The organism is Paraburkholderia sp. WS6 (genome assembly GCF_030464835.1).
Taxonomy (GTDB): domain Bacteria; phylum Pseudomonadota; class Gammaproteobacteria; order Burkholderiales; family Burkholderiaceae; genus Paraburkholderia; species Paraburkholderia madseniana.
Genome location: NZ_JALQCK010000002.1, coordinates 344,541 through 364,584, shown reverse-complemented (window position 1 = coordinate 364,584; position 20,044 = coordinate 344,541). Strand labels below are relative to the sequence as shown.

At 60.1% G+C, this 20,044-nt stretch carries 18 protein-coding genes and 1 pseudogene; 13 read left to right on the top strand and 6 right to left on the bottom strand.

The window, feature by feature from the left end; genetic code table 11:
* Window positions 1–18: 18 nt before the first annotated feature.
* Window positions 19–1,704 carry a phospholipase C gene (locus M0D64_RS04125; protein WP_266256716.1) on the bottom strand — a complete coding sequence of 562 codons (1,686 nt, stop codon included), beginning with the start codon at window positions 1,702–1,704 and terminating at the stop codon, window positions 19–21.
* Window positions 1,705–2,209: 505 nt separating this feature from the next.
* On the opposite strand from M0D64_RS04125, the gene M0D64_RS04120 reads away from it, so the two are divergent.
* Complete coding sequence (locus M0D64_RS04120; protein WP_233464844.1) at window positions 2,210–2,890, top strand: MarR family winged helix-turn-helix transcriptional regulator; 681 nt, start codon at window positions 2,210–2,212, stop codon at window positions 2,888–2,890.
* Between the two features lie 128 nt (window positions 2,891–3,018).
* Here the strand turns inward: M0D64_RS04120 and M0D64_RS04115 are convergent, their stop codons facing one another.
* Window positions 3,019–4,170: a porin gene (locus M0D64_RS04115; RefSeq protein WP_266256715.1), complete on the bottom strand. Its 1,152-nt coding sequence runs from the start codon at window positions 4,168–4,170 to the stop codon at window positions 3,019–3,021.
* Window positions 4,171–4,446: 276 nt separating this feature from the next.
* On the opposite strand from M0D64_RS04115, the gene M0D64_RS04110 reads away from it, so the two are divergent.
* From M0D64_RS04110 to M0D64_RS04075, 8 genes are all read left to right on the top strand, one after another.
* A complete protein-coding gene (locus M0D64_RS04110; RefSeq protein ID WP_266238745.1) occupies window positions 4,447–5,001 on the top strand; it encodes a bacteriohemerythrin in 555 nt (184 codons plus the stop codon).
* A 32-nt stretch (window positions 5,002–5,033) separates the two neighbouring features.
* On the top strand, window positions 5,034–6,026 hold the full coding sequence (locus M0D64_RS04105; protein ID WP_266256714.1) for a PDR/VanB family oxidoreductase: 993 nt from the start codon (window positions 5,034–5,036) through the stop codon (window positions 6,024–6,026).
* 44 nt (window positions 6,027–6,070) lie between these two features.
* Entirely contained in the window at window positions 6,071–7,372 is a 1,302-nt protein-coding gene (locus tag M0D64_RS04100; protein ID WP_266256713.1) for a Rieske 2Fe-2S domain-containing protein, read from the top strand.
* Window positions 7,373–7,396: 24 nt separating this feature from the next.
* Window positions 7,397–8,668 (top strand): Rieske 2Fe-2S domain-containing protein, encoded by a 1,272-nt coding sequence (locus M0D64_RS04095; RefSeq protein WP_266256712.1) that lies wholly within the window; start codon window positions 7,397–7,399, stop codon window positions 8,666–8,668.
* A gap of 10 nt (window positions 8,669–8,678) precedes the next feature.
* Window positions 8,679–9,503: an SDR family NAD(P)-dependent oxidoreductase gene (locus tag M0D64_RS04090; protein WP_266256711.1), complete on the top strand. Its 825-nt coding sequence runs from the start codon at window positions 8,679–8,681 to the stop codon at window positions 9,501–9,503.
* Window positions 9,504–9,587: 84 nt separating this feature from the next.
* Window positions 9,588–10,457, top strand: coding sequence for an alpha/beta hydrolase (locus M0D64_RS04085; RefSeq protein ID WP_266256710.1), 870 nt, complete (start codon window positions 9,588–9,590; stop codon window positions 10,455–10,457).
* A 108-nt stretch (window positions 10,458–10,565) separates the two neighbouring features.
* Window positions 10,566–11,177 carry a MarR family winged helix-turn-helix transcriptional regulator gene (locus tag M0D64_RS04080; protein ID WP_266256709.1) on the top strand — a complete coding sequence of 204 codons (612 nt, stop codon included), beginning with the start codon at window positions 10,566–10,568 and terminating at the stop codon, window positions 11,175–11,177.
* 29 nt (window positions 11,178–11,206) lie between these two features.
* A complete protein-coding gene (locus M0D64_RS04075) occupies window positions 11,207–11,464 on the top strand; it encodes a hypothetical protein (RefSeq protein ID WP_233468820.1) in 258 nt (85 codons plus the stop codon).
* Window positions 11,465–11,466: 2 nt separating this feature from the next.
* On the opposite strand, the gene M0D64_RS04070 is transcribed toward M0D64_RS04075, so the two are convergent.
* Window positions 11,467–13,671: an OsmC domain/YcaO domain-containing protein gene (locus tag M0D64_RS04070; protein WP_266256708.1), complete on the bottom strand. Its 2,205-nt coding sequence runs from the start codon at window positions 13,669–13,671 to the stop codon at window positions 11,467–11,469.
* 252 nt (window positions 13,672–13,923) lie between these two features.
* On the opposite strand from M0D64_RS04070, the gene M0D64_RS04065 reads away from it, so the two are divergent.
* Both M0D64_RS04065 and M0D64_RS04060 read left to right on the top strand, forming a co-directional pair.
* Window positions 13,924–14,409 (top strand): hypothetical protein, encoded by a 486-nt coding sequence (locus M0D64_RS04065; protein ID WP_266256774.1) that lies wholly within the window; start codon window positions 13,924–13,926, stop codon window positions 14,407–14,409.
* A 338-nt stretch (window positions 14,410–14,747) separates the two neighbouring features.
* Window positions 14,748–14,978: pseudogene (locus M0D64_RS04060) on the top strand (DinB family protein); the annotation flags it as partial.
* Between the two features lie 199 nt (window positions 14,979–15,177).
* Here the strand turns inward: M0D64_RS04060 and M0D64_RS04055 are convergent.
* The 3 genes from M0D64_RS04055 to M0D64_RS04045 form a co-directional block, all read right to left on the bottom strand.
* Window positions 15,178–16,443 (bottom strand): MFS transporter, encoded by a 1,266-nt coding sequence (locus M0D64_RS04055; RefSeq protein ID WP_266256707.1) that lies wholly within the window; start codon window positions 16,441–16,443, stop codon window positions 15,178–15,180.
* A 196-nt stretch (window positions 16,444–16,639) separates the two neighbouring features.
* The gene (locus M0D64_RS04050; protein WP_266256706.1) at window positions 16,640–17,566 is read right to left on the bottom strand and encodes a LysR family transcriptional regulator; all 927 of its coding nucleotides are present in this window, start codon (window positions 17,564–17,566) and stop codon (window positions 16,640–16,642) included.
* Between the two features lie 13 nt (window positions 17,567–17,579).
* Window positions 17,580–18,554 carry a LysR family transcriptional regulator gene (locus M0D64_RS04045; protein WP_266256705.1) on the bottom strand — a complete coding sequence of 325 codons (975 nt, stop codon included), beginning with the start codon at window positions 18,552–18,554 and terminating at the stop codon, window positions 17,580–17,582.
* Window positions 18,555–18,737: 183 nt separating this feature from the next.
* On the opposite strand from M0D64_RS04045, the gene M0D64_RS04040 reads away from it, so the two are divergent.
* Both M0D64_RS04040 and M0D64_RS04035 read left to right on the top strand, forming a co-directional pair.
* The gene (locus M0D64_RS04040; RefSeq protein ID WP_171926473.1) at window positions 18,738–18,941 is read left to right on the top strand and encodes a 4-oxalocrotonate tautomerase family protein; all 204 of its coding nucleotides are present in this window, start codon (window positions 18,738–18,740) and stop codon (window positions 18,939–18,941) included.
* Between the two features lie 29 nt (window positions 18,942–18,970).
* Window positions 18,971–20,044 (top strand): nitronate monooxygenase family protein, encoded by a 1,074-nt coding sequence (locus M0D64_RS04035; protein WP_266256704.1) that lies wholly within the window; start codon window positions 18,971–18,973, stop codon window positions 20,042–20,044.

Sequence of the window (20,044 nt, the reverse complement as noted above, 5' to 3'; positions counted from 1 at the left end):
AAGGACAAGCGTTACGTGTCAGATGGATGGAGGCGTCTTGACGGGCAAGCCGGAGGTTGGATCGAGGTAGAGCCTGGTCTCCCGGTGCTCATCGTGGCGGCGGTTGAAATCGAACATACCCGTGATACTGCCCGCCTTCGCGTCGAACGAGCCGCCTCCGATCCGGTTGCCATCAAGCCAGTTGTCTTCGATGAAACGCACTACTGACGACTGATCGATCGGCGTATGGTCGACGTAGTTCTGTTTCGCCCATGGCGAAATCACAACAAACGGGATGCGGGTACCGGGACCGCACCGGCCGTTCACCGGTTTGCCATTCAACCCGTCGGGTCCGGTGCCTGAGCCGCAAATACCTGGGCCGGTCAACTGATCCGCGACCGAGTCGAATGAAGCGCTCGTCGGCAGCGCGTATGCGTGGTCGTACCAGCCGTCGGAGTCATCCCATGCCACGATAACGGCCGTGTCACGCCAATCCGGTTGCTGTTGCAGGAAGTTGACGACCTTCGTAACGAACGCCTGCTCGTCAAGCGGGTCCGAGTACCCGGCGTGACCGTCCTCATAGGCAGGCGCCTTCAGGAAGCTCACCGCAGGGAAATTGCCAGCTTGAACAGCACTATAGAAATCGTCGATATCGTACTGGTGATTCGCGGGATCGACGGTCGAGCGATGTGCCCCGTACGTATGCCCGATGGCCGACACCGAACTGGGACGCAAATGCTGCGGGTTTGACGTCGACGCGTAGTACTGGAACCAGTTGTGGTGCGGAATGTAGTCGGCCGTGGCGGCACCGACCACTTGTGACGTTGTGCTGCGTGTGCATCCTGTCGTTCCGTTGCTGTTCGTGGTCGACAGATTGAAGCCGCCCATGAAGCCGCCCCACGTAATGTTGCGCGCGTTGAGCAGGTCGCCGATGTTCTTACCGGTCATCTGCGCGGTATCGGTGGTACTCGAGCACAGGTCGAAGGCAGGATCGACGTCGTTGATCATCGTGAATCCGCCTTGGCCGTCGTTGACGTAATACGAGCCGGCCGTCGAGGGCTGCTTTGACGTCAGGACGACTTTCATGCCGTTGGACTGTCCTGAGACGACTTCGAGCGCGCCTGGCGTCGACGGACCATATGTCGATGTATAGGCGTTATCGCTCATCGCGAAGTTCTGCGCATAGTTCCAGAGCGCCGTGACCGTATTGCCGTCGTAGTAACCCATCACCTGGCCGGCCGTGCCGAACGCGCCGGCGCCGCCGCTGGTGCCGCGGCCCGTGTATTTCGGAAAGAGGTCTGCCTTGCCGTTATCGTATGCCTGCTGCTCAGCCGTATACGCATGGTTCTGGTCGGCTGTGGCCGCCTGCGTGCGATCGAGACGGAACGGATTGGCCGCGCCCGTGCCATTGGCGGAGTTCGTAAAGTTCGGGTTGGCCGTCAACAACGTGCCCGATAAGCCGTTCACCTCTGGCGTGCCGGCTTGCGCTGCAAACGCAGGTTCTCCAGGCGGATTTGCCGCATGCGGGTAGGTCGCGAAGTAGTGATCGAACGATACGTTCTCGCCATAGATCACTACCAGATGCTTAATGGGTGTGGCTGTATGGACTTCATCCCGCCGGGAGTCATGCTGGTCCCCGTCGTGGTCGTCGCTGGCGCTCCATGCAGCCGTCGTTGCAAGCGCAACAGCCGTGAGCGAAAAAAGGGCAATCCGACGCCAAAGCATTGTGTGGCTCCCAGTAGTGTTACGCAAAGATAACCGCGGCGCCCGGGACGGCTTATCCAACCTGCTTGACAACGCTGATCCGATCCGACAACAGGGGGCCACGCGGAGGTTGCATTACAACAAGCGCTAACCATTCAATCACGCACGTATGAATGATTGGCGTCAGGAAGCTTTCATGTTGTTTCGATTCGCGATCTGCGTATCGGGGAGCCAACTCGATCGTGGCTGGGAGGAGGTTAGTGATTGATCAGCATTCGGGCGGAGGCATTGTCAGATGCTGTGCCCGAACGTCGCCTAAAAGCGGTGAGTCTGGGAAGACCGCTCCTTGTGACGCACTAATCGCCGTTTCATCCTGCCTATTTACGGATCCGTCATTTCGATTTCGTCGAGGCAGGCGCTTGCGCCTCAGGCGACCAACGCCACGCCGCGAGGCCTTAACGTACAAGCTTCGCAACCCTTGTTACAATCGGTTGAAATTGTATGACCTTCCCAGGAAGCCTTCTAGATGAGCCAAACCGCCACGAAACGAGCCATGTCCGCTCGAACCCGCAAGAAGTCTGTCTCGACCCAGGCGGAGCCTGCCGTGCACCCACATTCTCCGGGTAGCAGCCATGTCGATTTCATCACCTTGCAGTGGCAGCGGGAATACAGAAATCTGGATCTTTCGAACTTCTTGCTCGCGATTTATTTTATGCGCCTCGGCACGCTTGTCGAACTTGCGTTTGACAAGATGACTCAAGAACTTTGGGGTGTCAGCGGGTCAGACATGCGTGTCCTGCTGGCGCTGCGTCGCAGCGGCCACCCGTATGCAAAGCGACCGACCGATCTGTATCGCTCGCTACTCGTTACCTCGGGCGCAATAACCAAGAAGATTGATCGGCTGGCGAGCCTTGGCCTGGTCGAACGCCAGTCCGATCCCAGTCACGGCGGTGGGTCGATCGTTCATCTGACCAGGAAGGGCCTGGACGTTGTCGAAAAAGCCATCGTGAAACTGGCGGAAGAGTCTTCCATCGCACCTGCGATGGCGCACTTTACGGAAGCCGAGCGGGCAAGCGGTACAGAGTTCTGTCTGCGCACGTTGGCCCTGTTAGAAGAATTGAACGCTCCCGCGATCGAAGACACCGAGAAGATTGCGCCGAAGTCTCGAACAAAAGCGGCGCGACAGCCATCCCGCAATAGTCGATAGTTGCACTGTTGACGGATCAAACGTCCAGCACCAACATCTGATTCAACGCCCTCGAGTAGCAGGTCACTGCTGTTGTCGGGCGTGAATGGCCGACAACAGCGCGGTGACTTCAAGCGTCCACTAACCTTTTAGAACTGGTGGCGAATACCCACCATCGCACCCGTTTGATTTACACCGGGCAATGGGTTAGATGCCGGTGGGATCACACCGCCGTCAATCGTGTACGCTCCGTTGCGCTGATTGAACACGCGACCCGCAGTAACATAGACAGAAGAGCGCTTGGACAACAGGTACGTCGCACGCGCTGCGATCACGGAGGCTCCCGCGGAACTGCCACCGTTCACTGATATGTGTCCGAACTGGGCATCCAGAGCAACTTGCGGAAGGGGGAAATAGGTCCCGCCAAGCCACCAGTAGTTGCTGACCGCATCGGAAAGGGTCGGCGTCTGCACCCCGTGATTGACTCGATGCAGGAATCCCGCACCGATAGTCGAGGTACCAAACTTCACGTACCCGTCGATAACCGCACGTGTATCGGTTTGCGCAGTCTTGGGCAGGGGCGAGCCGACTCCGCCGCCACCGTAGTTGCGGTCAAAGGCCGTCGCCACACCCCAAGTCGCCGCTTCATATTTCACCATGGCAGACATCGACTTGCAGGCCCGCCAGTCCGTCGGCGATTGCCCAGCGCATCCGCCGGCCGGCACAGGGTCCACCGCGTCACGCCCGAACGAATACGTGGCGCCCACCGTCAGCCCTGATCTTGTGAAGGTATAGGCGACAGCGTTGTCGAGTCGCGGTTGAGCCAGGTATGGGTCCAGGTCTCCGGCTGCATAGACATTCGGCCCCATCGTGTCACCCGGCATGGCCCAATAGATCTGGGAGTATTGCCGGCCCGCGGTTAACGTCCCCCAACGCCCAGAAAGCCCGACATATGCCTGCCGGCCGAACAGGCGGCCACCTTGATTCAGTGCGCCAGTCGACGGGGCGAAGCCCGACTCCAGGACAAAAACCGCGCTAAGGCCGCCACCCAGATCCTCTTTACCGCGGAGACCCCATCTCGAGGGTATCGATCCCGTGAGCGTCGGCATACGTACCACACTGGACTTTTGGGGACCGACATTTGTCACATACTCAATGCCGGTATCGATAATCCCATACAAGGTGACAGAACTCTGCGCCTGGGTTACCGCCGGCGCGCATACAGCAAGAAACGAGAGTCCCCAGCAAGCCACCTGATGCCGCGAAAAACCACGTCCCACCCGCTTCAACCCTGAACTCATCATCTGTCTCCCCCTGGTTAATTGCTTCCACGGAAGATAATTTTTGATCGTCTTCCTTGTCAAATTATTTGACGTTGGGAGATACCCGCACCCCATCGAACCAGGCCCATCTTGATCGCATATGACAAGTTTATTTCGTCACAAAATGTCTGTTTTTTATAGGATATTTTGTCTTATTGGCGTTTTCCCTATCTCGACATTTGATGAGTAAAACATCATCTTCCACGGAAGATATAGTTGGCCAGTGCGATAAACTTCGCAGGAGTACGTTGAAAAATGAACGATTTGGAAGACCGGCAGACAACTCACGATCATGGTGTCGCGCCATCACCGAACCCCACGGTGGGCTCAACAATGACCGGGGCAACGGAACATGTCCGCGAAGAGGACCGTGCCCGTCCTCGCTTTGCCTGGAGCGACGACTACGCACTCGGCCATCAGACGATGGACGAGACTCACCACGAGTTTGTGGCGTGCGTACATACGCTGCTGACAACGGAAGACGAAAATCTCGGGAGCGCACTCGAAGCATTTGCCGACCATGCGCGTCGCCACTTTGACGAAGAGGACGCCTCGATGCGCGAGACGGCCTACGGCTCAGCGGGCTGTCATATCGATGAGCACGCTAACGTGCTGCACTCGCTCGACGAGGTACGGGCTATGTTGGCCGAGGGACGTACCGACGTTGTTCGTTCCTTTGCCCGCGCGCTGGTGGACTGGTTTCCGGAGCACGTGCGTGTGATGGACCAGGGTCTGGCGCGCTGGCTGATTCAGCGACGGCTGGGCGCCTCGCCAATAGTCATCCGGCGTCGACTTCAGGTTGCCGCCTGACACGCTGTCCTCACTTTACTCAAGTACCTGTCATGAACAACCAATCATCCCCTTTGGACACGTTGCTGCAGGTCAAGGTCATCGCCAGGACATGGCTGGCCGACGACATTTCCGGCTTTGATCTCTCGCCATTGTCGGACGGCAACCTGCCGGCCTTCGAAGCCGGCGCGCACATCGATCTGCATGTGCCTGGCGGCCCCGTGCGTCAGTACTCCTTGTATGACTTGCCGGGCGAATCCCCGCGCTACCGGATCGGCGTGCTGCGTGATCCCCAATCCCGCGGTGGTTCCGTCAAGCTTCTCGATAACGTGCAAGCCGGCGACACGCTCACGATCAGCGCCCCGCGCAACCACTTTGCTTTGCATGACGATCAAAAAGACCGGTCGATCCTGTTCGCGGGTGGTATCGGCATCACGCCGATCTTTTGCATGGCGCAGCAACTGGCGCGCGAACACCGCCCATTCGAAATGCACTACTGCGGTCGCACGCTATCGCGCATGGCCTTTATCGAACGCCTGCAGCAGGCGCAATTCGACGAGAAGTCGCAGGTACACATGCACGTCGACGACGGTGCCCCTGATCAGCAGCTCGATGCCCGCTCCGCGATAGGCGCGCCTTCATCGGACAAGCACCTGTATGTGTGTGGGCCCACCGGCTTCATGGATCACATTCTGCAGACCGCGCGCGAACTCGGTTGGGACGAGGCACATCTGCACCGCGAATATTTCGCTGCGGCACCCATCGATTCGTCGGGCGACGAGCGGTTCGAGATCGAGATTGGCAGCAGTGGCCAGGTCATCGAGGTTCACGCGGATCAAAGTGCCGCACAAGCTCTGCTCGACGCCGGCTTCGACCTGCCGCTGTCCTGCGAGCAAGGTGTCTGCGGCACCTGCATGACCAAGGTGCTGGCCGGTGAACCTGACCATCGGGACCTTTATTTGACGGACGACGAACGGGCGCGCAACGACACCTTCATGCCGTGCTGCTCGCGCGCGAAGACTTCCCGGCTGGTGCTCGATCTTTGAGGCCATCAGTCACCCACTGCCAAACATCGTAGCGAGGGATCGACATGTTGAACAAGCAAGATAACGAATTGATGTGCCGTGTTGGCGCCGGTACCGCCATGGGCGATGCGATGCGCCGCTTCTGGTTGCCCGTGATCCAGTCGTCGGATATGCCGGAGGCGAATGGCGATCCGCAGACCATTGAACTGCTGGGTGAGCGGTTTGTCGTGTGGCGCGACCAGCAAGGCCAGCCCGGCCTCTTTGCAGAGGGTTGCCTGCACCGCGGCGCATCGATGCAATTGGCCCGCGCGGATGGCGACGGCCTGCGCTGCATCTACCATGGCTGGAAATTCGCGGTGGATGGAACTGTCCTTGAAACGCCTAATGTCGAGGACCCGAAATTCAAGCAACGGATCAAGGGCCGAACCTACCCGGTGCGCGAAGTGGGCGGCATTGTCTGGGGCTATCTGGGTCCGAAGGATGAAGAGCCGCCGTTCCCGCATTGGGCCTTCATGGATCAGCCGGACGTGCACCGCATCAACGCCCGCGCGGTCATCAACGCCAATTACGTGCAGGTGATGGAAGGTCTCGTCGATTCGTCGCATCTGACCGTTCTGCATAGTTCCGCACTGGCGAGGACTAACGACTCCGATCTCGACTACGCGAAGAAGACTTCGCATATGCAGTTCGACGCGGCTCCCAAAATCGAGGCAGACGAGACGGACTTCGGCTTCCACTACGTAGCCATCCGCGAAAGCCAGGGTCAGCGTATCGCACGCGTCACCTCGTTCATCGCGCCTTGCTTCATCGCCAACGCGAACGGAGATGTCTGGCTTGCGATCGTTCCGATCAGCGACGAGCGCTGTTTCCTGTACCACGTGTGGTGGGATGCCGAAAAACGCATTGGCGAAGAACCGTTGCGCAATGAGCAACTCACGTTCGTGGGCCTGGACGACCCGACGCTGCGCAAATACGGCATGACGATCGACACCTGCGACTCTCCGACTGCCATGTCGGTTGCCAATGGCTACCGCCAGGACCGCGCGCAGCAGCGCAACGGCCACTTCACGGGGTTTGACGGCATCACGCAGGAAGACGCCGCGTGCAGCGTGTCGAGCGGTGCGATTCGCGACCGGTCGCAGGAGATGCTCTCCACCGCCGACCTCGCGATCAGCCGTCTTCAGCGCTGCTTGCTGTCCTACGCCCGGGCGGCCCGTGACAAGCAGGAAATACCCGCGCTACGAGCGGACGCGGGCAGTGCAATTGGCGTGTCCGGTGAAATCGGTGCTGGCGAAGACTGGCGCACTCTTGTTCCCCACCATCGGATCGTTTCGTCTCATGGCGAGCGCGCAGAGCGCAGCCAATAACGAAAGTCAATTAAGGAGCTTTATATGTTGAGCCACAAAGACAACGAGACTCTCTGCCGTGTCGGCCCGGGCACGCCGGGCGGCGCCTTGATGCGACGCTACTGGCACCCCGTGTGCGCCTCGGTCCAACTGCCACATCCGGACTGCGCGCCGCTGCGAGTCCGCCTGCTCGGCGAGGATTATGTCGCCTTCCGCGACACCGAGGGCAAGGTAGGTTTTCTGGAAGAGCTGTGCATGCATCGCGGCGCGTCGCTCGCGCTTGGCCGTGTGGAAGAAGGTGGTATCCGCTGCCTCTATCACGGCTGGAAGTTCAGCGTCTCTGGTGCCGTACTGGAAACGCCGAACCACGCCGATCCGAAGTACGCGACACGGATGAAGGCACCCGCCTTTCCAGTGCACGAGGAAGGCGGCGTCGTCTGGGCATATGTCGGCCCGCGCGAGTTGCAGCCGGCGTTTTCCCGCTACGCGTTCATGGATGCGGACCCGAAACACCGCGTCGTGCTGCGCGTCAACGTCCACTGCAACTATCTGCAGCTGGTGGAAGGTGGAGAGGACAGCTCGCACGTCGGCGTTCTGCACACCAATATGGCGCGCCCCGGCTGGAAGGACGACGAGTTCACGCCGAACTCGGACGTAGTCAATCCCGCTGCGCTTGCGTCCAATGATCTGGAACCGGCTCTCAAGATCGAAGAGACAACCTTCGGTTTCCACTACGTTGCGTTGCGCAAGACAAATGATCCGAAAGTCCGGAACGCACGCGTGGTGCCATTCATTGTCCCCTACGGCCGCATCATTCCTGCTCCCGCGTTTCAGTTCACCGTCCTCGAGGTCCCTCAAGACGACACGCACACGAGCACCTACATCATCGTGCACGGCGACGCACCGGTGACTGAAGAGAAGATCATCGAGCTGCTCGGACTGAATGACCCTCGGTACTATGACCGCAAGAGTTGCCAGTTCACGGCAAGCGTGGCGGATATGTTCGGCCAGAACCGCGAACTGATGAAGGAAAACTGGACAGGCTTGCGCGGCGTCGAGGTAGAAGATGCAGCGATCGGGCTGTCTCAGGGCCCCCTCTACGATCGCTCGCGCGAACATCTGGTGCCCGCCGACCAGGCCGTCGTGCGCGTACGCCGTGTGCTTCTCGATGCCGTCAAGCGTGTGGCGGAGAACCAGCAACCACCCGCGCTCGGTCTCGACCTCCGTGGCGTGAGCGCCTGCGATCGGGAACTCGTGGACGGTACAGCCTGGCAAGAGCTGATTCCGTCGCATCGCAACATCGTGACAGCCGAATAAGGATACTCACGTGACCGATAATACCCATCAAGATGTTCCGGACTACCTGTCCCTGCTGCGACTTGACGGTCGCGGTTTTGTGGTGCTTGGCGCGGGGCAGGGTATCGGCGAACAAACCGTTCATGCACTGGCGCAGGCCGGTGCTCGCGTACTCTGCGTCGACCGTGACGAGACGCTGGCACGGAAAATTGCAGAGGCCGTGGACGGAATACCGTGCACGGCGGATGCAACATCTCGCGAAGACATGCAACGGGTGTTCGACACGGCGCACCAGCACTTCGGCCGCGTGCATGGCGTCGTCGATATCATCGGTGTGGCGGGGATCAAACCGCTCGCTGCCGTCGACGATGCGTCGTGGGACCAGCAATTCGATATCGTCGTCCGCCATGCCTATCTCGCGATTCAAATTGGCGGCGAAATGATGAAGGCCGATGGTGGCGGCACCTTTGCGTTTGTCGGCTCGCTCGCCGGCGAACTCGCGGTGCCGAACGAGGTTGCCTACGCATCCGCGAAGGCGGCATTGCATCACCTCGTACGCTGCGCGGGTGCCGAGTATGCCCCCCACAATGTGCGCATCAATGCAGTGTCTCCGGGCTTCGTCCGTACGCCGAGACTGAATCAGCGTCTGGACGAAGCGACCTGGACGAGAGTCGGTAACGCGATTCCGCTTGGACGGGCTGCCACGCCGGCAGAAATCGCGGGTCACCTGTTGTTCCTTGCGTCCGACCTGAGCGCTCATATGGCCGGTGAAATCATCGCTGTCGATGGCGGCCTTGGCGTCGTTGCCGCCATTCCCTCCATTACGTTCGCTCCCTCGTCAACCCCGACTCCCTGAAAACCAGCGATGTCTTCTTCTCCTCAAAACCACATCCACCCGTCGCTTCGGGCTATCGCTGCAAACGCCGCAGCGAAACCTGGTATGGCGGAGGTGAGCCCCGAAGAGGCGCGCGCGGGCATGGCCGCACGCACCGCAGCACGTGAGCCCGGCCCTCATATCGACAAGGTTGTCGATTTCATAGTTCCGGGTCTCGACGCCGGCATCCCTGTACGCATCTACCATCCGAAAGACGCCACAGGGGTCACGATGGCCTTTCACGGCGGCGGATGGCTGATGGGCAATCGCGACAGTTTCGACGCGGTATGCCGCCATCTGGCCAACGACTCCGGACTGGCGGTGGTCAGCGTCGACTATCGCCTCGCGCCAGAGCATCCGTTTCCTGCGGCGTTGGACGATGTATGGGCCGCGACCTGCTGGGTCGCCGAGTACGGGCACAAGCTGGGGCTTCCGTCCGAGCGTTTGACCGTGTTCGGCGAGTCGGCCGGCGGTAATCTCGCAGCAGTGGTATGCCTGCTGGCGCGGGAGCATGCCAAACCTCGCATTCTCGCCCAGGCACTCGTCTATCCGGCGACAGATGCCCGGCAGCAGGGGACCTCGCTATCCACCTACGCCGAAGGCTTCGTGCAGCGCAAGGTCGATGTCGAGCACGCATTTCGCACGTACGCTCTGGATCATGGTGTGACACCGACAACCTGGAAGCTCTCGCCGTTCCTCGCCGACGATCATGCGGGGCTGCCGCCGGCCATCGTTATCACCGCCGAGTGTGACGGCTTGCGCGACGATGGCGAAGCTTACGCACGGAAATTGGCCGAAGCGGGTGTTCCGACGACGTGCGTGCGCTACCTCGGCATGCTACATACGTTCTACAGTATGCGCGGTCAAGTCGACGCGGCGACCCTGGCTCAGCGCCAGATAGCCGACGCGTTGCGCCACGCGGTACAAGCGGCATAGCCATGCAAGCGCGGCGCCTCGAGCACGTCACTGTGTGCAGGCGCTGCGCCCTTCAGTTCGTAATCGGATCCTTTTAGCCTGCGCCCTTTAGCCAAGGAAGTCATCGAGATGAGCATCGCCGCCGCAAAGCGACCCGCGCCTCCCCCATCCCGCAAGCAGGCAGTAGCGGAGCACTCGAACGCTTCCGGGCCATCGAATGTCCCTCGTAACAGCCACGTTGAGTTCATCACGCGGCAATGGCAAATTGAGCATAGCGAACTCAATCTTTCCAACTTCCTGCTCGCGATCTATTTCATGCGGCTCGGCACACTCGTGGAACAGGCGTTCGACAAAATGTGCCAGGGCCTTGGCGATATTAGCGGGTCCGACATGCGTGTGCTGCTGGCACTACGTCGCGGCGGTCACCCGTACGCAAAGCGCCCGACCGACTTGTATCGCGCACTACTCGTCACCTCCGGCGCAGTGACCAAAAAGATCGACCGTCTCGTGAAACTCGGCATGGTAGGACGTCAGGCAGACCCGAGTCACAACGGCGGTTTCATCGTCCATTTGACCAGGAAGGGCCTCGACATCGTTGAAAAGACGATTGTCACGCTTGCGGAAGAGTCGTCGATCGCGCCTGCGATCGCCCACTTTTCGGATGCGGAACGCGCCGCGGGCAACGAGTTCTGTCTGCGGACATTGGCCTTATTAGAAGAATTGGTGCCTCCCAAATCTTGAAGAATCCGGCAATGCGTTGTTGAAGCCCCGTGTCAGAGGCGCGCAACGCTCGCCGCGCCATCGCGCGCAAGCGTGCAGCCGAACGGATGAAAATATGGCACGATCACATCGTGCCATTGCCAAAGCAGGCGATCGCTGTGCTGAACGAATCGCAGTCAATTACCGGTAAGGGTCGCTACGTCTTTCCGTCCCCAGCCCGTCAAAAGACTCCCCATTTACATCGTGATGCATTGAGCAAAGCGCTACGGGAGATGAAAGGCATCATCGCATCCAGCCATGACTCGTAACCCTAGCTGGCGGTAGCCGCCACATTGGCCCGCGCCTTATGCAATTTTTTGTAGCTGTCGATCAGACGCTGGTGCCTATCGAGCCCCTCCAGTTTCATACTCGTTGGCGATAACCCGAAGAAGCGCACGCTGCCGTCCACCGACCCCATTACCGTGTCCATCCGGGCATTGCCAAACATCCGACGGAAGTTGAGGGCGTAGTCGTCCAGTTCCAGATCGTCATCGAGCAGCACCTCCAGCACCACATTCAAGGCCTGGTAAAACAATCCGCGCTCGACCGTGTTGTCGTTGTACTGCAGGAACGCTCCCACCAACTCTTGCGCAGCCTCGAATTGCCGCAAGGCGAGATGAATCAGCAGCTTCAACTCGAGAACTGTTAGCTGCCCCCAGTCCGTATTCTCGTCAAATTCGATGCCGATCAAAGTGGCAATATCGGAGTGCTCGTCCAACTCACTGTTCTCCAACCGCTCAAGCAGAGCAGCCAGGCCGGCATCGTCCAGGCGATGCACGTTCAAAATATCGGCGCGGAACAACAGCGCCTTGTTTGTGTTATCCCAGATCAAATCCTCTACCGGGTAAACTTCCGAATAATCGGGCACCAGAATCCGGCAGGCAACAGCACCCAGCTGGTCATACACCGCCATGTACGCCTCTTTGCCCATGTCTTCGAGAATGCCGAACAAGGTTGCCACTTCCTCGGCATTGGAGTTTTCACCCTGGCCGGAAAAATCCCATTCAACAAACTCGAAATTCGCTTTGGCGCTGAAAAAGCGCCACGACACCACACCGCTGGAATCGATGAAGTGCTCAACAAAGTTATTTGGTTCCGTCACAGCGTTACTGACAAAGGTGGGCTGAGGTAAATCGTTCAGGCCTTCAAAACTACGCCCCTGCAGTAATTCCGTCAGACTCCGTTCCAGCGCCACTTCGAAGCTTGGGTGCGCCCCGAACGAGGCAAAGACACCGCCTGTGCGCGGGTTCATCAAGGTGACGCACATCACCGGATAGGTCCCACCCAGCGACGCATCCTTCACCAGCACCGGAAAGCCCTGCTCTTCCAATCCCTGAATCCCGGCCAGAATGCCAGGGTATTTCGCCAGCACTTCGTGCGGCACATCAGGCAATGCGATTTCACCTTCCAGAATTTCGCGCTTTACCGCCCGTTCGAAAATTTCGGACAGACATTGCACCTGCGCTTCGGCCAGCGTATTACCGGCACTCATGCCATTGCTGAGGAATAGGTTTTCGATCAGGTTGGACGGAAAGTACACCACTTCGCCGTCCGACTGCCGCACGAACGGCAGCGAACAGATACCGCGCTCCACATTGCCGGAGTTAGTGTCGATCAGATGCGAGCCACGCAACTCCCCATCCGGGTTGTAAATCTCCAGGCAGTACGCATCCAGAATCTCAGCCGGCAGCGCATCCTTACGGCCGGGCTTGAACCAGCGCTCGTTCGGGTAATGTACGAACTCCGAGTTGGCGATGTCTTCGCCCCAAAACGCACCGCCATAGAAATGGTTGCAATTCAGGCGCTCAATAAACTCTCCCAACGCCGACGCCAGCGCGCTTTCTTTGGTCGCTCCCTTGCCATTGGTAAAACACATCGGCGAGTGTGCATCGCGGATATGCAGCGACCACACATTGGGAACGATATTGCGCCACGAAGCGATTTCAATCTTCATGCCCAAGCCCGCCAAAATGCCCGACATATTGGCGATGGTTTGCTCCAACGGCAGATCCTTGCCCGCAATATAGGTGCTGGCGTCAGAAGCCGGCTTCAACGTCAGCAAGGACTGAGCATCGGCATCCAGGTTCTCGACCTCTTCAATTACAAACTCGGGTCCGGCTTGCACCACTTTTTTGACCGTACAACGGTCGATGGAACGCAAAATACCCTGGCGGTCTTTGTCGGAGATGTCCGCCGGCAACTCAACCTGAATCTTGAAAATCTGTTGGTACCGGTTTTCCGGATCAACAATATTATTCTGCGACAGGCGGATATTTTCGGTAGGAATATTGCGAGTTACGCAGTACAACTTCACAAAGTAAGCTGCACACAGGGCCGATGAGGCCAGAAAATAATCGAAGGGACCAGGCGCCGAGCCATCGCCCTTATAACGGATAGGCTGGTCGGCCACTACCGTGAAGTCATCAAACTTGGCTTCAAGGCGTAGCTTATCGAGAAAGTTGACTTTAATTTCCATGGGGAAATTCCAAAAATGGTGCTCAAGACAAAATACAAAACCCTGTACAAAAACAGGGCTTTAATAGTCAATCGACTAGCGAATGATGTTTCCTGGCGGGGATTCTACTCCCACTTGATAGACAACCAGCCTGTGCGACTATCGTGCGCACGGGCTGAGTTCCGTTGTCGTCGCTGCCCATCGAATATCTGCGACCGGCCACGCCGTGGCAACGCGAGCGGCAAAACCACGCGATCTAGACGCCGGTCAGCGCTGCAGAATGAACGTCCGCTTCGGTCCCAACCCGCTTCACGTTCACCTGTCGACGCACTCCAGTACGAAAAGCTTGCTTTGCAGGCATTCAATCTCTGCAACCGGCAATTGAGCCAACTGGAAACGCTTGTCACTTTTGCGGCCACAATATGTAGGAATCCTGCCATCACGATCGAGGAACGCCGACGCCAGAACACGTTGCTTGAATTACTCGTCCACACTGGCGAGCAGTATCAGCAGGATCTCGCTTGCGACCGCGAGCTGTTCCAGGTGATCGCGCTGGATGCGAAGGGTGTCGCTCAAAGCCGCATCACCGCAAACCGTGCGACGCGTCTTCTTGAAGAGTCCGCACAGATCGCAGCCGAAGCTCAAACCAAAGCCCAGCCTACGATAACGAAGGTCAGCCAGCGCAAACAAAAGCCCGCCAAAGACACGACAAGCGCAAGAGCAAAAACCGCCCAGCAACCGGTTGTCGCGCCGAACTGATCCGCCAGGAGCGACGGCAAGTCGCATAGACGCGCTGAAGAGACCATTGACGCGTTGCTGCCAAGCGTGGCGGCGCGTCGATGCCCCTTTGATAAAGAACGCCAACCGCGCGAAAAGCTATTGCAGCAGTTCGGGCAGCGCTAATACCGACCATGTCTGCGACATCGTTGGTCGTGAATTCCGGCGATCCTCGAGAGGCCAGAACGCGAGTTCGTGCCTTATCTATTGCGTCTACCGTAACTCGGGAACCTGCCTTGCATGGCTTCTCCCTTATCGCGGCTGCCGAGTCGGAAATGCGAGTAGACATGTATGGTCTCTCAGGAAATAATGCAAACCCCGATGGGGACAACGGGTATATGACGCGTGAAGAGATGCTGACCCACGTCGTGACCCATGGCGGTTATCACCGTGGTGAGGTAGGGCGAATTCTGGTTCAGGTTTCCAACGGATCGGAGCAGGGCATTAAATTGCCTTGGGACACCTACGCCGTGCATCTGCACACAACGGAGCCCTCACGCCGGCTTCGCGGCAGAGAGCCCTTTTCAGAGGCAGTTGATATCGGGCAATAAGCGACGAATACCGCTGCGCTACGAAGTCGCATACCCAAGGCGTTCAAAAGCCCTAAGGCGTCCCCGTTCGACGCCTGAAACAATCGCCCCAAGCAACACAGCATCCGTCCCAGTCGTCGAGACCGCCGGCGTTGTAGTCCGGTAGCGCGCGTACCCTGCGGCGGCATTGTTTCGACGCGGAAAAACACGCAGGAGGCCCTCATGCGTGCGTCGGCCGATTCCGCACGGCTTGACCGAGCACAGCGCAGGCAATCAACAACGAACCCGTGACAAAGAACACAGCGTGCAGACCGAGATGGACGCCGATCACGCCACCGATCAGCGGTCCGACAACCTGACCGGCGAATTGCGCCGACTGCAGATACCCGAGCATCGTTCCCGACTGACTTTCAGTGGCCGTGTGCCGGACCAGTTTCGCGATCGACGGCAGCAGACCGGCCAGCGTCATGCCCATCAACCCGCGCAGGGCCGCCAGTTGCCACCAGTGCGTGACGAATGCTTGCGGCACCATCACGAGCCCGGTCAACACGAGGCAACCGATAATCACGTTCCAACTGCCGATCCGATCCGCCAGTGCGCCAAGCCGCGCCGCGGTCAGCATGCTGCCGAACGCCGAGCACGCCATCACAATACCGGCGGTGCGGGCCAGATGGTCGGTCGGCACATTGAGGTGCGCGATATAGACGGTGATGATCGGCTCGATCGACATGTTGGCGAGCAGCACCATCATCGCGGTAAGCAGCAGCGTGACCATCACGGTACGGTTGGCCAGCTTCGGCGCCGTGGCGTGGGTTGAGGCGCGTGCTTTGGCGTCGGAGTCCGGGTGAAAATCTTCGCGTACGAACAGGATCGTCAGCAGCGCGGCAACGGCGATCATCGCGCCGCCGGCAAAGAACGTACTGCGAATGCTGATCAACGAGGGCAGCACACCACCGACCAGCGGACCCACGAGACTGCCGGCCAGCGAACCGGTCGACAGGATGCCGAGCGCCCATCCCGCACGTTCGCGCGGCGCCTGGGTGCCGATCATCACAATCGACGCCGAGGCATAGCCACCAATCAATCCGGCCAGCAGTCGCAGCACCACCAGTTCGGTCACGTTGTGCGCCATGCCGATCAGGGACATCACAATCGCCATGCCGACTGCCGCCCTCACGAGCATCGGCTTGCGCCCGTAGCGATCGGCCAGACGCCCCCAGAGCGGCGCCGTGACGGCCGTGCCGAGAAAGGTCGCGCCGAACGCCACGCCCGACCACTGCACGATCGCGGCCTGCGACGTCACGCCGAGTTGCTGCACGTAGAGCGGCAGAAACGGCAGCAGCATGCTCAAACTGACGAGCGTGGTAAACGAGCCGAACACGCAAATGAACAGGTTGCGGCGCCAGTAGAGTGTGTTTCGTGCGGCGTAGCTGACGGCGTTCGCGGGCCCGGCCCCGAGGGCCGCCACATTGGCTGACTGATTCATAACGCCCCCCGTGATCCGGCGTGCAACTGCGCACCGGCGATGAGCACCACGTTCCGTTCCGAGTCCATTGCCTGCTCCATGCGTTTGGCGTTGCAGCCAGGTTTGGCCGCAGCTGTTACCCATGGCAAGCAGTTTACGAACAAACACGCGGCGAGAGAATCGCCGCCGCGCGGCAGCTATTCTTCCGCGCGGCGGTTCAATCCGCGTCGGTGATCGCTTTGAGCGCGCTGAAATGGGCGCGCAGACGCGGTACCGCGAAGTCGACGAAGGCCCGGACTTTCGGCACCGCGAGACGGCCTTGCGGCGTGATCAGATGAACAGGGAGCGGCGCCTGCTCGTAGCCGGTGAGCGCGATCTTCAACGACGCTTCGCGGACCTGTTCGGCGACGTGATACGAAAAAAGCCGCGTGACGCCGTGCCCGTCGACGGCGGAGGCCACCGCGCCTTGCACGCTGTTGACGATCAGTCGTGGCGTGAAGTGCACCGTCTGCGGCGCGGCGGAATTGTTCGACGACGGAAAGCTCCACGAATCGACGCCGAAATGCGTCATCGAAATAATCCGGTGCTGGGCGAGATCGGCGGGTTCCTTGAGGCGCGGGTGTTTGGCGAGATAGCGCGGTGCGGCAACCACCACGCGGCGTACTTCGCCAACCGGCATCGCGATTAGCGTCGAATCGGCCAGGTGAGCAATGCGCAGCGCGACGTCGATCCCTTCGTCGATCAGGTTGGCGGGGCGGTCGAGCAGGTAAAGCCGCGCGGTGACTTCCGGATACTGGTCCACAAACTCGTCGAGCAGCGGACGCAGAAAGTCCTGACCGGCGGCCACGGGCGCGGTCAGCGTCAGCGTGCCGCGCGGCGCCGCGCGTTCGCCGGCAATCATCAGATCGGCTTCTTCGAGGTCGGTCAGGATTCGCCGGCACGAGGCGGCGTAACGCTCGCCGGCTTCGCTCAGCTTGATCGTGCGCGTGGTGCGATGCAGTAGCGCCATGCCGACGTGCGCTTCGAGAAACGCAATGGCCCGGCTCACGGCGGCGGGCGAGCGACCGAGGCGCCGGCCCGCCGCGGCAAGGCTGCCCTCGTCGAGGGCGCAGACGAATACCTTCATCGCATCGATTCGATCCATCGCCGGTCAGCCTTCAGGGGAGGGGCGAGGTGGTGTCGTCGCGCCGGGCGGAACCGAGCGTCTCGACGAGAAAATCGACGAAGCGTCGCACCCGCAAGGACACATGGCGCTTGTGAGGGTAGAGCAGCACGAACGGCCGCGAGGCGCCGCCGAACGCCGGCAACACTTCCACCAGACCGCCAGTCGCCAGGTCCCGCTCAATCACGAAACGATACGTCTGGAACAGTCCCGCGCCGCAGCGCGCCAACGTCACGCCACCGAGTACGTCGCCCGCGCTCGAATAACCGCCGTCGGTGAAATGCTCCTGCACCTGTTCTCCGCTTTTGAAGAGCCAGGGAATTTTGCGGCCACTGCTCGGCAGGTCGAACTGGATGCATTCGTGGTGCGTGAGGTCGTCGACCGACGTGGGCGTTCCGGCGCGCGACAGATAAGCGGGACTCGCCACCACGACCAGTTCCGCGTCTTCGAGCTTGCGGGCAATCAGATTCGATTCGCCCGGCGCGCTGCCACGAATCGCCAGATCGAAGCCTTCTTCGGCGAAGTCGATATTGCGATTGCTGATGTGGACGTCGACCCGCACCTGCGGATGTTGCTCGCGGAACGCCGGCAGGATGGGCAGCACGCGATAGTGCGCATAGGGGGTCGGCATGCTGATGCGCAACATGCCGGCGGCGGCAGACTGCTGGCCGGTCGCTTCGCGCTCGGCGTCGAGGAGTTGTCCGAGCGCCTCGCGGCAACGCTCGTAGTACGTCCTGCCCGCGTCGGTCAGCCGGATACGGCGCGTGGTTCTGACGAAGAGCCGCACCTCCAGGCGCTCCTCGAGCCGCGACACCGAGCGGCTCACCGCCGCAGGCGTGACGCCGGCGGCGGTGGCGGCGTCCGTAAAGCTTTCCAGTTCCGCCGCGAGACAGAACAACTCGATGCTGCCGAGCATCAAGTCGTCGAATTGGCGCTTACTGGTTCGTTCGACGATCCGCGGGTTATTCATTACTTGGCGTATCAAATGAATTCGACATGGGCGTATTTATCGACGCGAGTAGCATAAGTATAGTGAGTTACATGGGAGCCGGACAGACAGCGGGACGCCCTGCGGTACCTGTGGATGGCGGAACGACTGTCTGCCGCTGGTAGTACACCCCGTCGAACCTGGGGCAACTGAAAGGAGTGCATCATGCCGTACATCAAGATTGAGGTGACGCGCGAAGGTGTCACGCGTGAACAGAAGAACGAGTTGATCAAGGGCGCCACCGATCTTATGGTGCGCGTGTTGCACAAGGACCCCGCGGCCACTTTTGTCGTGATCGAGGAAATCGATACGGACAATTGGGGCTGGGGCGGCGAATCGATCACAGACATACGCGCACGGCAGCGCTGAGCGCGTCGCGATTTCAAAGGGCTGAGGACATGAAGGACTCTCCGAATCTGCTCGCCCGGTTGGGCGTCGCCTTGCCGATCATCCAGGCGCCGATGGCGGGCGTGGGCACGCCGGCGCTAGCGGCGGCGGTATCGAACGCGGGCGCATTGGGCTCGCTCGGTGTTGGTGCGATGAACGCGCAGAGCGCGCGGGCGGCGATCCACGAAATTCGTGCGTTGAGCAGCAAGCCGTTTAACGTCAATGTGTTTACCCATGCGCCGGCCATTGCCGATCCCGTTCGGGAGGCGCGTTGGCTCGAGTATCTGGCGCCGCACTTCGCGCGCTTCGGTGCGAAACCGCCCACGGCGCTGCGCGAGATCTACACGAGTTTTGTCGAAGACGACGCGATGTTCGAGATGTTGCTCGACGAGCGTCCGGCGATGGTCAGCTTTCACTTCGGCTTGCCGTCGGCCACGAAAATCGCGGCGTTGCGCGAAGCCGGGATCGTGCTGGTGGCGAGTGCCACCAACTTCGATGAAGCCGCTCAGATCCATGCGGCCGGACTGGACGGCATCGTCGCGCAGGGCGCCGAGGCAGGCGGTCATCGGGGCAACTTCGACCCGTCGGCACCGGACGAACTGCTCGGCACGATGGCGCTCGTGCGACTGATTGTTCGCGAGATTCCGCTGCCTGTGATTGCGGCGGGCGGCATCATGGACGGCGCGGGCATCGCGGCTGCGTTGGCGCTGGGCGCACAGGCTGCGCAACTCGGCACGGCATTCGTGGCATCGCCCGAATCTGCTGCCGATGCCGCGTATCGTGCCGCCCTGCTGAGTCCCGATAGCCGCACGACGTTCATTAGCGCGATTTCCGGAAGGGCGGCGCGCGGCATCAAAAACCGGTTCAGTGAGTTGGGCGATGATCCAGGGCGACCCGTGTTGCCTGACTATCCCATTGCGTATGACGCCGGCAAGGCGTTGCATGCGGCCGCGAAAGCGCAGGGAAGCGCTGAGTATGCCGCTCAATGGGCAGGGCAGGCCGTGCGGCTTTCGCGGGCGATGCCGGCGGCGGAACTGGTTGAGACGCTAGTTCGCGAGACCCGTGAAGCGCAAACGAATGGGTGA

Coding starts and splice junctions, on each gene's coding strand:
- M0D64_RS04055 (WP_266256707.1), bottom strand. CDS start 16,443: ATGAATCAGTCAGCCAATGTGGCGGCCCTCGGGGCCGGGCCCGCGAAC.
- M0D64_RS04080 (WP_266256709.1), top strand. CDS start 10,566: ATGAGCATCGCCGCCGCAAAGCGACCCGCGCCTCCCCCATCCCGCAAG.
- M0D64_RS04120 (WP_233464844.1), top strand. CDS start 2,210: ATGAGCCAAACCGCCACGAAACGAGCCATGTCCGCTCGAACCCGCAAG.
- M0D64_RS04115 (WP_266256715.1), bottom strand. CDS start 4,170: ATGAGTTCAGGGTTGAAGCGGGTGGGACGTGGTTTTTCGCGGCATCAG.
- M0D64_RS04110 (WP_266238745.1), top strand. CDS start 4,447: ATGAACGATTTGGAAGACCGGCAGACAACTCACGATCATGGTGTCGCG.
- M0D64_RS04045 (WP_266256705.1), bottom strand. CDS start 18,554: ATGAATAACCCGCGGATCGTCGAACGAACCAGTAAGCGCCAATTCGAC.
- M0D64_RS04105 (WP_266256714.1), top strand. CDS start 5,034: ATGAACAACCAATCATCCCCTTTGGACACGTTGCTGCAGGTCAAGGTC.
- M0D64_RS04100 (WP_266256713.1), top strand. CDS start 6,071: ATGTTGAACAAGCAAGATAACGAATTGATGTGCCGTGTTGGCGCCGGT.
- M0D64_RS04125 (WP_266256716.1), bottom strand. CDS start 1,704: ATGCTTTGGCGTCGGATTGCCCTTTTTTCGCTCACGGCTGTTGCGCTT.
- M0D64_RS04040 (WP_171926473.1), top strand. CDS start 18,738: ATGCCGTACATCAAGATTGAGGTGACGCGCGAAGGTGTCACGCGTGAA.
- M0D64_RS04095 (WP_266256712.1), top strand. CDS start 7,397: ATGTTGAGCCACAAAGACAACGAGACTCTCTGCCGTGTCGGCCCGGGC.
- M0D64_RS04070 (WP_266256708.1), bottom strand. CDS start 13,671: ATGGAAATTAAAGTCAACTTTCTCGATAAGCTACGCCTTGAAGCCAAG.
- M0D64_RS04085 (WP_266256710.1), top strand. CDS start 9,588: ATGGCGGAGGTGAGCCCCGAAGAGGCGCGCGCGGGCATGGCCGCACGC.
- M0D64_RS04050 (WP_266256706.1), bottom strand. CDS start 17,566: ATGGATCGAATCGATGCGATGAAGGTATTCGTCTGCGCCCTCGACGAG.
- M0D64_RS04035 (WP_266256704.1), top strand. CDS start 18,971: ATGAAGGACTCTCCGAATCTGCTCGCCCGGTTGGGCGTCGCCTTGCCG.